General features: G+C 43.2%; 10 protein-coding genes. 2 read left to right on the top strand and 8 right to left on the bottom strand.

Features of this window, described 5'->3' with window-relative positions; translation table 11 throughout:
- Positions 1-48: 48 nt before the first annotated feature.
- The gene (locus JMX97_RS03220) at positions 49-1,704 is read left to right on the top strand and encodes a BCCT family transporter (RefSeq protein ID WP_201555376.1); all 1,656 of its coding nucleotides are present in this window, start codon (positions 49-51) and stop codon (positions 1,702-1,704) included.
- A 194-nt stretch (positions 1,705-1,898) separates the two neighbouring features.
- On the opposite strand, the gene JMX97_RS03225 is transcribed toward JMX97_RS03220, so the two are convergent.
- The 8 genes from JMX97_RS03225 to dnaQ form a co-directional block, all read right to left on the bottom strand.
- Positions 1,899-2,249 carry a hypothetical protein gene (locus JMX97_RS03225; RefSeq protein ID WP_201555378.1) on the bottom strand — a complete coding sequence of 117 codons (351 nt, stop codon included), beginning with the start codon at positions 2,247-2,249 and terminating at the stop codon, positions 1,899-1,901.
- Positions 2,250-2,451: 202 nt separating this feature from the next.
- Positions 2,452-2,850 carry a DUF3144 domain-containing protein gene (locus JMX97_RS03230; RefSeq protein WP_201555380.1) on the bottom strand — a complete coding sequence of 133 codons (399 nt, stop codon included), beginning with the start codon at positions 2,848-2,850 and terminating at the stop codon, positions 2,452-2,454.
- 237 nt (positions 2,851-3,087) lie between these two features.
- Positions 3,088-4,254, bottom strand: a complete 1,167-nt coding sequence (gene metK, locus JMX97_RS03235) for a methionine adenosyltransferase (RefSeq protein WP_201555382.1) — start codon at positions 4,252-4,254, stop codon at positions 3,088-3,090.
- A 427-nt stretch (positions 4,255-4,681) separates the two neighbouring features.
- The gene (gene nth, locus JMX97_RS03240; protein ID WP_201555384.1) at positions 4,682-5,377 is read right to left on the bottom strand and encodes an endonuclease III; all 696 of its coding nucleotides are present in this window, start codon (positions 5,375-5,377) and stop codon (positions 4,682-4,684) included.
- A gap of 335 nt (positions 5,378-5,712) precedes the next feature.
- Positions 5,713-6,591, bottom strand: coding sequence for an RnfABCDGE type electron transport complex subunit B (locus tag JMX97_RS03245; RefSeq protein WP_201555387.1), 879 nt, complete (start codon positions 6,589-6,591; stop codon positions 5,713-5,715).
- A 95-nt stretch (positions 6,592-6,686) separates the two neighbouring features.
- Positions 6,687-7,616: an NAD(+) diphosphatase gene (nudC, locus tag JMX97_RS03250; protein ID WP_201555388.1), complete on the bottom strand. Its 930-nt coding sequence runs from the start codon at positions 7,614-7,616 to the stop codon at positions 6,687-6,689.
- A 117-nt stretch (positions 7,617-7,733) separates the two neighbouring features.
- The gene (locus JMX97_RS03255; protein ID WP_201555389.1) at positions 7,734-9,416 is read right to left on the bottom strand and encodes a hypothetical protein; all 1,683 of its coding nucleotides are present in this window, start codon (positions 9,414-9,416) and stop codon (positions 7,734-7,736) included.
- 165 nt (positions 9,417-9,581) lie between these two features.
- Positions 9,582-11,315: a DNA polymerase III subunit epsilon gene (dnaQ, locus tag JMX97_RS03260; protein WP_201555390.1), complete on the bottom strand. Its 1,734-nt coding sequence runs from the start codon at positions 11,313-11,315 to the stop codon at positions 9,582-9,584.
- Between the two features lie 344 nt (positions 11,316-11,659).
- Between dnaQ and JMX97_RS03265 the strand changes: the two genes are divergently transcribed.
- Entirely contained in the window at positions 11,660-12,226 is a 567-nt protein-coding gene (locus JMX97_RS03265; RefSeq protein ID WP_201555391.1) for a hypothetical protein, read from the top strand.
- Positions 12,227-12,235 lie beyond the last annotated feature (9 nt).

Genomic DNA, 12,235 nt, shown 5'->3' on the forward strand with positions numbered 1-12,235 from the left:
GCCAAGTATCTTGTTAAGGTATGCTCCTTAAAAATTTGAGATTACTACATGGATCATGTGAAAGTTGGCCGATTGGGCCCTTTTCCACGGGTAAGCAAACCTGTGTTTTTATCTTCGGCAATTCTAATTGTCGCATTTATTATTTTTGGCGCCTTTTTTAATGATTTGGCGAGCGAAGTGTTTGGCCAAGCAAAAGCGTTTATTTCTCTGCGTTTTGGCTGGTTCTTTATTGTGGTGGTCAACTTAACTTTAGTTATGAGCATTTACATGATGTTTAGTCGATACGGTGATATCAGGCTCGGCCATCAGAACGAGAAGCCGGAGTATAACCTAGTATCTTGGATTGGTATGCTGTTTTCAGCCGGTATCGGTATTGGGTTGCTCTATTGGGGAACGGCTGAGCCATTATATCACTTCATGGCGCCACCATTAGGAGAGGCTGAAACGATCGCTGCTGCTAAGCAAGCAATGAACATCTCGTTCCTGCATTATGGTCTACATGTATGGGCTCTCTACGGCATGGTCGCTTTGTCATTGGCTTATTTTCACTACCGAGTGGGTTTACCACTGGCCATTCGCTCGACACTATACCCGATATTAGGTAAAAAAATCTACGGCGGTTGGGGCCATACGGTGGATACGCTGGCGGTATTTGGTACGATGTTTGGGGTAGTGACTACGTTGGGTCTTGGGGTATTGCAGATTAACTCAGGCCTTGAGACTTTATTTGGTATTCCCAATAATATTACCGTACAGATTATTTTGATTGCCTTTATCACTATGCTGGCAGGGCTATCCCTGTTTATGGGGCTCGATAAAGGAATTAAGCGCTTAAGTGATACTAATATCTTTTTAACTATTGTGCTACTAAGCTTTGTGATTATTTTAGGGCCTACCCAGTTTATCTTCAACAGCTTTGTAGAAAACATCGGTAACTATTTACATCAGATTGTGCCATTAGGTCTTTGGACTGAATCTTATAGCGGTGAAGAAAATTGGCAGGCGTCATGGACGATTTTCTATTGGGCATGGTGGATAAGCTGGTCGCCGTTCGTTGGAGTATTTGTTGCTCGTATTTCTCGTGGTCGTACCATTCGTGAGTTCATATTAGGGGTGTTGTTAATTCCTATTACTATTTTGTTCTTATGGTTTACCGCCTTTGGTGGTTCAGCGGTAAATATGGAGCTAATGGCTGCGGCTGACCCTAGTATGGTCAGTCCTGGTCTAATTGAAGCAGTTCAAGCAGATACCGGTAGTGCCATTTTTAAGCTGATGGAGTCTTATCCACTAACCTCAGCGGTTAACTTGCTCATTGTGGTGATGATTGTCCTGTGGTTTGTAACGTCATCAGATTCAGCCAGTTTTGTCATTGACATGTTGACCTCAGGTGGTAATACCAATCCACCAAAGATTCAGCGTCTGTTTTGGGCAGGTACGGAAGGCGTTATCGCTGCCGTACTATTGGCAGCAGGTGGCTTAGGGGCGTTGCAAGCGGCGTCTATTGTCTCAGGTTTCCCCTTTGCCATTGTGATAGTTGTGATGATGTACTCCTTACTACGTGGACTTAGTCGAGATCGTTTGATCCTGTATCGTAACCAGCAATGGTTTGTTACTGAGGAATCTGCGGAGCATAACTCAGCCAATGAGTTTCGTGATGAGCATCTATTAAAGGGTCCGCCTAAAATTAGCGAGCCTGATAAGTAACTGTTTTGAAGACGGCTAAAAATTAGCAGGTAGTATAGTGCTGATAATAAAAACCCAACTTTCTATCTTATGATTAGCGAGTTGGGTTTTTTTATGTGAGGCAAGGTATTTAACATACCTAGTCTATTTAACATAGCGTTAACCAAATCTACTTGAGATTTCAGCTATTTAAGCTAGCGTTGTTATGAACGAACTTATAAGCATTCGCCTTTAACATAACCTATCGCCTCCTGAGTGCCACATGCTGAGCAGGCGTTTCCCGCAGTGCGAGAACTTGTTCCTGAATTAGTCGTCACTTTGACGCAAACAGGATCGTACTGCATGGTGCATATGGTATTTTTAGGATTAAAAGGCGGGCATCCAGTAAAACTGTTAGCGTTTGATACTGGATTGTCGGTGCTGGCAGAGTGAGGAGTATTAATAGGCTTGGTATCGGGGGCGGGGACGTTGACCATACTAGTACAGCCTGCCAAAGTTATCGTGGCTGTAAATCCAAGTAATGAGAGGCAAGATTGCCATGATATCGGAAAGCGGTTGATAATCATAAGATGTCCTTATCTATGAATTTGATGAATTTTTATTGGAATCATATTCGTTATCAGAGTCATTTTCGAGCTTTAATCAGTTACTGATTATCATACCGTATTTTTAGCGTTATAGAAGACAATAAAAGTAGGGTAGTTATATCTCACTCACAAAAAAATAGCCCATCAATCAGATGGGCTATTATGTTAGTTGATATGTTAATTATGATTCTTTATCTATATTAATATATTTATCAAAGTTTTGCGCATAGTCAGTCAAGTTGTCACTGAGCATTTGACGGTATTGTTTAACATAGAATTCAACGATATCATCTTTTTCTTTAGCAAAATCATCGCCTTTTACGAAGCCAATGGAGGCGACCGATGCGCTATAACGTGCCGCTGCATATAGTAGTGATGCGCCTACTTGTCCTGAATGCGCATCATCACCCAATTGATTATTTGCTACACCGATAATAACATCAGCGCGTTGATAAAACCCCTGCATTTCTGGAGTGATTTCAACGTTAGCATTACCGTCAGTAGCAGTACTATCGTTGAGGTCTAAATGCTTGTCTTGTGCATTGTCTTGAGTGTTGCTTTGACTATTGTCTTGAGACATAAGCTTCTCCTATTTATTAAAAATATGTGAATGTGGATTGATAAAATTGTTCGTCGAAGCAATAGTAACGCTTAAAGATATAAAGAATAATATAAAAAGTGTAACTTAAAGCAGATTGGCAAAAATTAAAGCCGGACTTCTAATCAAGCATTATACTGCTATGAAGTCCGGCTTTAATACTTTAGCGCTTATTGTAGTTTCTTATTGCAGTTGCTTATTATCAGTAATGCTGAGTCGTTATAACCCAGCATCTGCTTTTAGAATTTCCGCTTTATCAGTTTTTTCCCACGTAAAGGCAGTCTCCGAGCCTGGGCGACCAAAATGTCCAAAGGACGCGGTTTGCTGATACATGGGCTGCAATAGATTAAGCATACGGGTGATGCCGTAAGGACGTAAATCAAAATGCTTGCGAATCAGTCGGATGATTTCATCAGAGCTGATTTTGCTAGTACCAAAGGTATTGACCGAGATAGAAGTAGGCTCAGCAACGCCAATAGCATAACTAACTTGTACTTCACAACGATCAGTAATACCTGCGGCGACTAGGTTTTTGGCAACGTAGCGTACCGCATAGGCGGCACTGCGGTCAACCTTAGAAGGATCTTTACCACTAAATGCACCGCCGCCATGACGCGCCATACCGCCATAGGTATCAACGATGATTTTACGTCCAGTAAGTCCCGCATCTCCAACAGGGCCGCCAATGACAAACTTGCCGGTTGGGTTGATGTGGTAACGAGTGCCCGCGTGCAAGAGGTCGGCTGGTAATACATGCTTGATGATGGACTCCATCACCGCTTCTTGCAAATCAGTTTGTGAAATACTCGGATCATGCTGAGTAGATAGTACCACCGCATCAATAGCAGTCGGACGATTGCCGTCATACTTTAATGTCACTTGCGCTTTGGCATCGGGGCGTAACCAAGGTAAATCACCGGCACGGCGCAGCTCAGATTGACGCTCCATCAAGCGATGAGCAAATTCGATTGGCGCTGGCATTAGCACTTCGGTTTCATTACTGGCATAACCGAACATCAACCCTTGGTCACCCGCACCTTGCTCTTCAGGATTGGCACGATCAACGCCTTGAGCAATCTCAGGTGACTGCTTGCCCAGCATATTGATCACTGCGCAAGTTTCACCATCAAAACCAAGGTCTGAGTGGTGATAGCCAATACCGTTGACGGTATCACGTACGATACGTTCAAAATCGACATTGGCTGTGCTTGAGATTTCACCGGCCAGTACCACAGCCCCTGTTTTGACTAGCGTTTCACACGCCACGCGAGCATTAATGTCTTCACGTAATATCGCATCGAGTATGGCATCTGAGATTTGGTCAGCCATTTTATCGGGATGGCCTTCGCTCACGGATTCTGAAGTAAATAAGTTGTATTCACGCATAATGGGATCGCTTAATTGAATCAATAAAGATGGGAAAAAGCATAACGGCTGAGCGCAGCTTTAATTAATATTGGTCATGTAATTATTTGCTCGGTAGTCAACTGGTTTCGCTTATAAATAGTTTTGCTTAATTTGTTTAATAACTTACTCAAAAATAGCTACTGATAAACAATGCCCTGCTGATTTTCGGCAGTTTTAGCGTAAGACCATTAAGATAAGGTTAACGCATAGCTACTACCATTTATACGTTTATCATCTTATTATCATGATAATTGATACGCAGTAACAACACGAAAATAGGCTTATTCTACCTTGAAACGCCATAAAACTCTAGTGAGCTACGCTTGTTCTATTATAAGTAATACTCAACAAGGCGTTTGTTATGATAAACCTATGATGCCGCTAGTGGCTAAATTTGTTGGCACACTTAAAAGTCTAAAAAAGCGGCTTTGTCTTTAAACATACATTCTGCATACACAGGACAAGCGCCGCATTTAGGAGTGCGCGCCTGACAGGTATAACGTCCATGCAAAATCAGATAATGATGAGCATCAAGCATAAAATCCTCTGGAATGCGCTCGACTAGTTTCTGTTCAACGATTAATACGTTTTTCCCCGTAGCCAGCCCCGTACGATTGCCCACACGAAAGATATGGGTATCGACCGCCATGGTCGGCTGGCCAAAGGCGGTATTGAGCACCACATTCGCGGTCTTGCGTCCAACGCCTGCTAGCGACTCTAAGTCCTTACGATTATCAGGCACTTGACTATCAAATTTATCAATTAAGTCGCGGCAAGTTTTAATAACGTTTTTGGCTTTGGCATTATATAAGCCGATATTTTTGATATATGCTTTAAGTCCGTCTTCGCCCAATGCCCAGATCGCCTCAGGAGTATTAGCTACCGGATACAACTGGCGAGTGGCAATGTTCACACTTACATCGGTGGCCTGCGCGGATAAAATTACCGCGATAAGTAGCTCGAAGTTACTGTAATAACTTAATTCAGTGACTGGCTCCTCAATCGTAGCAGCCAGCTTTTCAAAAAATGGCCGTACGTCACGATTGGGCAAGCGTCTTGATGGCGGTGTATCCGCAGTTTTGTGTTGAACCGTTTTACTCATGGCGTTTTGGCTATCGTTTTTAGTGACTGTTATTTTTAGATACTGTTTTTTTCAACTGCTGGTTTTAACTGCTGTTTTTGGCTAGTTTTTAGATATTGTTATTAGTGATGCTGGTTGATAAATTAAAAGTTATAGACAGTTCGAAATAAAAGAGAGTCACTTATATCAACGTGCTACTGGTATAAGTTTTTCTTGCGTGCTGTTCGCAAGCGTGACAGAGGCTGCAAAAAATTCATACCAGCAGCACTGTATCATTTTTAAAATTGGATCGACTATATACCAGCTCTTTAATTATACCGTCTCTTTAATTATACCGTCTCTTTAATAATAAATACCTATATCTGCGCAAGTTGCGATTGTAACGCTTCAAGTTCAGCTTGTTTACTGCTATTCGCTCGCACGCTTAGCTGCTTCTCTAGCTTTTTAATTTTACTGCGTAACTTGGCGGCGGCGATGGTATCTTTTGCTTGTTGCTCACTGATATCAAGCGTTTTAGTAGCTGCGTTATTAAGCTTGGCCTCTACCATACTGACCACAGGTCTGCTATTGCTGCTATCAGCAAGCTGCTCGGTAACGCGTCTGAGATGGGTATGATAACGCTGACGTAGCTCATCCTGCTCTTGTACACGCTCGGAAGTTGATAACGGCCGCTCAATAGTGACCAAATCAATGCAATCAACCGGGCAGGGCGCTATGCACAGCTCGCAGCCCGTACACAAATCGGTAAAAATGGTATGCATATGCTTGCCCGTACCGACAATGGCATCAACCGGACACGCGGGAATACATTTAGTGCAGCCGATACAATCATCTTCACGGATAACGGCACGGACTTCACGAGGACGCTCTGTTATAGAGTCTATTGACCACTTTGAAGGTGCGGCAGAAAGTAGATTCTCAGCCCTATTTGCAATGTTATTCTCGATATTATTGGCGGTATCACTTTCGTCATTGGGGTTAATAATGTGGGCAATGGCATCGGTAACAGGCTGACCACCGGGCACGCATTTATTGTACGGCTCGCCATCGATGACAATGGCAGCGGCATAAGGCAAACAGCCGTCTGGATGCTCACAGAGACCACATTGAGTTTGTGGCAGGCAAGCATCAATAAGCGCAATTTGCTCTTGCCTATCAGCGGGCAAAGTATCAAGCGCTAATGTATCAAACAATATGGGCAGATTTGCTAAGCGGGCGTGTATAGTACTGGGCATTTAATTCATGGCCTTAAAACTGGCTTAAAAAGAGTGATGATATATGAAGGTACTAATGATAAAAGTGCTAATGATGAAGGTATTCACAATAAAAACTAAAGCGACATACCTTGCTCATGGACAATTTGCTCTATCAACTCATAAGCAATGCTACCTTTAAAAGGTATCTTAGGTAAGTTTGAGATATCAAAAAATTCAGCATGTGATAGCTCATCTTCTTGTACTACAATGTCGCCACTCGCATAACATGCTCGAAAACCAAGCATCAGATTAGAGGGAAAAGGCCATGGCTGACTACTCACATAGCGAATATCTAACAAGCTAATATTTACTTCCTCAGCTACTTCGCGTACCACCGCGTGCTCTAAGCTTTCACCGACTTCTACAAAACCAGCAATCAGGCCGTATTGTAATGGCAAACTTTGCTGTCCATAACGATGGTGATGCGCCAGTAAAATCTGCATCTCACCCGTTTGCGGGTTAGGACGAGTAATGGCCGTAATCACACAGGGCTGTACTCGTGGATATTGGCGTAGTTGACAGACCTGACATACCATGGCGCGCTCATCTCGTTTGGCCGCGGTTACTGGGGCACTACAGCGACTACAAAACTGGGTATCTGCTTGCCAGCGTAATAATTGTATGGCTTGGCTAAGCTGAGCAGAAAGCGCTACCGGTAGCTGAGTGATGAGCTGTCGATAGGTAATAAAAAAATTATCACTATTTGAAATGCTATCCGTAATTATCGGTAAGGCAATATCATTCGTTACCGCATAGTCATAAGTAATAGCGCTGGTTGCTGGAGCACTAGCACTTATAACATCAACATCAATAAAGTCATCAGACACCCAGTGGCTTGGTGCTAGACTTTCCAGTAGCTCTACTCGCCCAACCTGATAGGCTTGCAGGCATTCGCTATCGTCTACGGTATCGAACTCTGATAATTGAACTTGCAGTGGCAACCAACCATCCAGCGTTCGACGACACAAAACGGTCCCGTCATTAAGTATAAAAGCGCTGCTCATAGCAAACTCAAACTATTCAAGGCAAGCGTAGGCCAAATCAGGCATAAACTTGTTTAAAATAAAGGGTATAACTGTTTTAAGATAACGAGTGTAACCGTATCAAAACAACCGTAACGGTTAAGCGGCGAGCAGCTGACTTAAGCTGTGCTGACCCACATCAAGCGCCTGCTTACTCACAGGACGATTATGTTCAAAGCCATCCAAATGATAATCTACTGCCATCATCACATCAGCGATATAAGCTAGGCTGTGATCGTCGATGCGTTTATCATCTGTGAGACATTGCTGTATATAAGTCGCTAATTGACTGAGCATACTGGCGGCCGTTGGCAATTGTAAAAAGCGTACTGCACCAGCAACTTGGCGCATCATTTCAGGTATATTCTGAATATTGAGCAGATCTCGCTGAGCCTCAGACATATAATCATTGATGGCCTGTTCTGCACTGGCAATGGCAGTACGGCTTTCTTGTACTAAAGTGTCATACGCGGTATTGAGCTGATGTAATGAAATACGAGGATTATTCAGTGGCAAGTAGACCGCCCCTGGAGTATGCATTTTTGCCATGGAGATAGCCGCATTCTCGGCACGCATTAATGCCAATAATAAGCCATCAAAATCTTCAGGAGAGGGCGTTCGCCACTTGGTTATCTCGTCTGCCGCTGTACGAAGGCTCATAGCGGCATCTGATAACCCTAATAAGCGGAACGCTGAGCTGAGCTGTATAAGTTCATTGGTTATTTGAGCGGTTTGCGCAGCAGCAGGGCTTAGCGTATCTCCGCGCGCATAGTGATCGACATTTTCTTTGATAGTATTAATCTGCGTTTGAATAATGGCGTTTAGAGAGTCGGTGAGCGAGCGATTAGGACCGAATAAGAAGCGCTTCATCAGCTCGCGCTGTGATTCATCTAGCTTATTGTCGGCATATTGCTCACGCAACAGCTTGGCTTTTTCGTTATCACGTTGGCAGGCAAAACTAACTAAATCGGCGAAACGGCTGTCCATCACTGGCAAATAACTGTGAAACTGTTGCTCTAGGTAAATAAGCGTGTGCTTTTGACTAAGGTTCAACGGCAATATAACAGCAAGATCAGTAACAGCTGCGGTTGCTGCTTGCCAAAATAAGCTGCTCGTATGTGCCCCTATCAAGGCACAGGCAGCGCTCATAGCATTTAGTTTTTGCTGAGCATCTTCGCTGAGTGCGCCATCTTGATAAGTCAGCGCAACCCCAAGGCCGCTACGATAGGCATAGCTCAAAAAGTCGCTATCAAGATTGAGCTCACTGAGCGATTGAAAGTTTTGTTCTGGGTTGGCGATAACCACGCTACTACTACCATAAGTAGCAAAATAATCTGCTTCGATAGCCGCCTCTGTGCTATGAGCGCGCAGCTTATTAATAATAGGTAGCAATAACGACGGTTTTACGGTCTCGGTCAAGAGTACAAATTCAACATAGCGATCAAGCGTCATAATGGCTTCTGACAAGTCCATAATCAACGCTGTATCGTTATTATCACCACTGTCATAAAGCTGCTGTAAACCCTGAGCGATGGCCGTGCTTAATACTTGTCCACCCGCGAGCGTAATCAGTTCAAAAATACAAGAAAGCTGTCTAAGGACGCTAATAGAGTCTAATAACAAAGGCGCTTGAGCATTGTCATCATTAAATTCGCTTAGATGAACCTCAGTGTCTTTAAGCGTCACTATAATTTCTTCATGCAATATATGTAACGATGGCAGATCAAAGTTAGTAATACTAAGCGTTGGGGCCGTTAATTTTATTTGCTCAGACTGGTTCATAGTTGTTTTTCCATCAATTGCTGATAACGTTGGGTGGCTGTTTATCAGATAGTTAGTTACCAGAATTAGTTATAAGAATTATTAATTACTAAGGCAATAATGGTTCATATTATTATAATTAAAAGCGTGCTATATACCTATCAGTATAAGCTATTATCCCTTCAATCACTGCGACATTTTGGCTTGGATTTCAGGGTAATCTTCTGCTAACGTCGCAAACCAGCTTTGATTGGTTGCCTCATCTACGGTTGATTCTACTAACAAAGCCGCTAAATTGGTGAAATTAGCGTGAGCAGTGGGAGCACCATCCGTTTGCGTGTCTTCTTCAATGGCTAGAGTGACCTGTCCACCCGTCATTGCTAGATAAACTTCAGCTAAAATTTCTGAGTCCAATAACGCTCCATGAAAGGTACGGTCTTGCTTGCCGACATTTAAGCGGCGTACCAGTGCATCGAGTGTATTCTTTTGGCCAGGGTATTGCTGTTTGGCCATTACTAGCGAGTCGGTCACTTTTACCCGCTGCGCAAAGTCTGTTAGGCCAACCTTATTAAACTCCATGGACAAAAAACTGATATCAAATGAAGCATTGTGGGCAATGATTTCTGCCCCATCCATAAACTCATATAACGGTTTGGCAATTTTATCAAAAGTTGGCTTGTCGGTTAAGAACGCCTCGGAGATACCGTGAATACGGATGACCACATCATCCATACCGCGTTGCGGATTGATATAAACGTGTAGCTTTTCACCGGTAAATTTACGACCGATCATCTCTACGATACCCACTTCAATTACACGGTCGCCTTTGAGCGGATCGAGTCCTGTAGTCTCAGTATCCATGATCAGCTGCCGATTGGCTTCATGACGATTAATAGGCTTGGGTAATAGCGGTCGAAAATGTGGGTTGGCGCGGCTGGTATCACCATCGAAACTTGGCAAATCAGTTGGCGCATTATCCTGCATGGCTGGCTCGTTGCTGTTTGTGTTCAGGCTATTCATCATAGGTTCTGTGGTCATGGCATCGGTGCTTATATCAGTATCTATATCGGTACTGGCAGTCGTCAGCGTGTCAGTGGCATAAGTCGTATTATGCTCATTACTGCTATGCTCAATGGCTGTTTGTTCAGTAACTGGTTGATCAATCGTTGTTTGTTTAATGAAACCATCGTCTGACTCAGCAGCGTTTACGTCGTCATCTAAGTCGTCATCTAAATCTAGGCCATCATCCATCATGTTCAAACCTAATGGGTCATCTAGAAGCCAATCAACATCAGGTGCTACTCGACTGTCATGTATTTGGCTGTCATTAGGCATTATTTGCTCTTTTTTTTTAGCAGTATCGTCAATAAGTCTAGCAGACTGCTCATTATATTGCTTATTAACAACATCTTGCTCACTATTCGACGTCACACCAAGATTTGCCAATTCATCGGCTTTTTCATTACCAGCGTGTCCAGCATGGCCTTTGACCCAATGCCAGTCAACATCTCGCGCTTGGCGTAGCTCATCTAACTGCTGCCATAGATCTTGATTGGCAACGGGTTTTCTGCTGGCCGTTTTCCAGCCTTTTTTCTTCCAGTTGTCAATCCATTCTGTAATGCCGTTTTTAACGTAGCTTGAATCGGTCCAAATTTCAAGTTTCAGCTCACGAGGGCTATGTTTCAGCGCTTGAATGGCACCCATCAGCTCCATACGATTATTGGTCGTATCGCTATCACCGCCATATATATCCTGTGAGCTCCCATCGCTAAATATCAGGTGAGCACCCCAGCCGCCAGCGCCCGGATTGCCTTTACAGGCACCATCGGTATAGGCAACAGTCGCGTCTGTTTTGGCTGCCATTGGATCAATAGTATGGTTTTTGATAGCGGGTTGCGATGGCGTATAATTGTCTGACATAAAACTCATTGGCCTAATAAATGATAAATGTATGAGGGTATTAATGGGGTTGGTAAGCGCCACGGAAATGCTGAAAATACATTTAGTGACTACTGATAACTGATAATAACAGCGCTTGATTATAACAAATCTGCTAGCAACATGGGCAATCGCAATCCACAAAATAGTAAAACCACATATCAGAGCAGCAACTTTTTAAATTTCTGTTAAAATAAGTCTAATGGAAAATTCTAGTCATAATTTATCTGGATTTATCCAAGCGTATTGACGCTGCCACAACATATTTAACAATAGCACTTCAACTAAAAAAACCTCTCAACGCATTAACGCAGGATGACCTTATCATGTTCTTACGCTCAGACGTTATTTGTAAAAAACTGACTTTAGTAGCGGTCTGTATCACTGCGAGCAGTGCACTATTTTTAACAGGTTGTAATGATACTAGTACTACTGCGGTGGATAACAATTCGGCTAACGCCACCGCTACTGAACCGGATTTATCTGTGTTTGAAGGTTGCTATACCGTTAGTAATGACGAGCCAGCCCAAATAAAAGTCAGTCAACAAGACGGCGCTTGGGTGATGCAAATGAAAGAGCCTGCCAGTGCCAAACGTGTTTGGGATAATCCTGAGCCGTTGGAAGTGCTCGATAACAGTCAAATACCCAAATACTTCTCTATTGATCCCGATAATATCGATGCAGTCATTGCGCGTCCTGATAGGGTGCTGGTCATGGCCCATGTCAAACCTGTCTATGCCAACATCGATCCACTGTTGGATAGTGAGTATTTAGCTTATATTTATAAAGGCGCAAACACTATTTATCGGTTAGATTGTGATGAAATTAATACCGATATTTTGGCCAATCCTCATGCCAATATTGTTATTGATAACGTTAATGAAAGTCTCTAGCGACAATGG

It is taken from the genome of Psychrobacter sp. 72-O-c (assembly GCF_904846605.1).
Classification (GTDB): Bacteria; Pseudomonadota; Gammaproteobacteria; order Pseudomonadales; family Moraxellaceae; genus Psychrobacter.

Coding starts and splice junctions, on each gene's coding strand:
- JMX97_RS03220 (WP_201555376.1), top strand. CDS start 49: ATGGATCATGTGAAAGTTGGCCGATTGGGCCCTTTTCCACGGGTAAGC.
- JMX97_RS03225 (WP_201555378.1), bottom strand. CDS start 2,249: ATGATTATCAACCGCTTTCCGATATCATGGCAATCTTGCCTCTCATTA.
- JMX97_RS03230 (WP_201555380.1), bottom strand. CDS start 2,850: ATGTCTCAAGACAATAGTCAAAGCAACACTCAAGACAATGCACAAGAC.
- metK (WP_201555382.1), bottom strand. CDS start 4,254: ATGCGTGAATACAACTTATTTACTTCAGAATCCGTGAGCGAAGGCCAT.
- nth (WP_201555384.1), bottom strand. CDS start 5,377: ATGAGTAAAACGGTTCAACACAAAACTGCGGATACACCGCCATCAAGA.
- JMX97_RS03245 (WP_201555387.1), bottom strand. CDS start 6,591: ATGCCCAGTACTATACACGCCCGCTTAGCAAATCTGCCCATATTGTTT.
- nudC (WP_201555388.1), bottom strand. CDS start 7,616: ATGAGCAGCGCTTTTATACTTAATGACGGGACCGTTTTGTGTCGTCGA.
- JMX97_RS03255 (WP_201555389.1), bottom strand. CDS start 9,416: ATGAACCAGTCTGAGCAAATAAAATTAACGGCCCCAACGCTTAGTATT.
- dnaQ (WP_201555390.1), bottom strand. CDS start 11,315: ATGTCAGACAATTATACGCCATCGCAACCCGCTATCAAAAACCATACT.
- JMX97_RS03265 (WP_201555391.1), top strand. CDS start 11,660: ATGTTCTTACGCTCAGACGTTATTTGTAAAAAACTGACTTTAGTAGCG.